Genomic DNA, 1,473 nt, shown 5'->3' on the forward strand with positions numbered 1-1,473 from the left:
GTAGCTGGTAGTTTAGTGCAGTACGCCCCCAAACGTTTATTGGCATTTGGCGCGGCATCAATCCAACCGTTTTGAACCATTAAACGCACAAACTCAGACATCTCTGGGTTGACGGTTTCAAACGCTTCGCAAATCACATCGATTGCTTCATTGAAATCGTAGACTTTAGCATCACCGCTTAATGCAGGCATTGCAGCAAGGTGGTTCCACGGCTTCATCTCATCCAAACCGTGCACTTGCGCCATCAATTTACCGGCTTTTTGACCAATATCACGACTGTCCTTCGCCACTTTCATCATGGCAGCCAAGGTTTCAGATTGAATGCGGCTACCGTACAAACTTGGATCTAAAAAGTGTACCTCTCGCTTAGTCGAGCGCTTTTTGTTTTCAGTTAAACGCCAGCCTGCAAGTGCATTTAAAATCGCGGCGAAAGACTCTTGGTGCGTTTCCATTGCTTTTTGGACGCCACGCCATGCCGCTTCTTGGCGGTCAAACTCTGAACCGTAAAGGATACTTGCAGCTTGGGAGAAACCGAGCTCTTCAGTAGTGCCATCAGCATGGTCTAACGTAACCTTTAACGAACCCGTCAAGTTGTCGTACAAATTGCCCCACGCAGATTTGCCATCGACACTCATCGCAGCTAAAAGCTTCTCTTCTTCCATACTCAAGCGTGTATCTGCCAGTTTTCTCGACTCCATAATAGAGAAAGCTTGACCGCTGATGTCTGGATTTTCGTGATCGAGAACGCGAGCAATGAACTCATCATCTGCATGCGTTAAGGTAAGTTCGAAAGCACTAAACGCTTGAGACAATTCAGAGAAAATACGCATCATACGACCAGAAAGCGCTTTCGCTTCGGCGTTAGTAGCGTTCACTGATGAGTAGCAATTTGCGAAGTTGTAGACAGTGCCCGCCAAGCGACTTGCTGCTTCGTTGGTCAGAATGGCATTTTGCATCACTTCAACATTTTCACAATCTTGCGATTGCTTATTCAGCAGGTCAATACATTGCTCAACAAGTGCGATATCGTCTTGAATTCGAGGGTCGGCAAGGTCGTTGTAAACGATGGATAAGTCCCAACTAGGAGTGGTCATTTTTTAGAGTTCCTTTTGATGTAATCGAATCGGTCTTTCCTCTTCCTCCTAACAAGATAGGATTTAGAAAGCCGATTTCTTCCATGACTAGGGCTGCTTTTCTTCCTTGATTTGTTTCGCGTTGAAGGCCAACAGCGCCTGATTTTAATCTTCTACAAGAGGCACGCCTATTGAACGAACTGAGGCGTAAATTTGGTCATCAATAGTAATTGTTATATGAGTGACTGAGGCATTTCCTATCGCCAATGTCGAATACCATTGAGGATTGCGCCAATCCACGCCCAAAACATGAGCGAGAATTATTCGAATTACGCCACCATGCGTGACAATTAACAAGTTGTCATTGATATCGTTAATGATTTTACACCAGACGCGACAT

Annotated in this window: 1 protein-coding gene and 1 pseudogene; both read right to left on the minus strand. The window is 45.3% G+C overall.

Annotated elements, in window-relative coordinates:
• Nucleotides 1-1,094: pseudogene (locus tag R7O13_RS24080) on the minus strand (oligoendopeptidase F); the annotation flags it as partial.
• A 144-nt stretch (nt 1,095-1,238) separates the two neighbouring features.
• Nucleotides 1,239-1,473, minus strand: a 235-nt coding sequence (locus R7O13_RS24085; RefSeq protein ID WP_318304829.1) for a histidine phosphatase family protein, incomplete at its 5' end; no start/stop codon positions are given.

This window comes from Vibrio sp. Y176 (assembly GCF_033438945.1).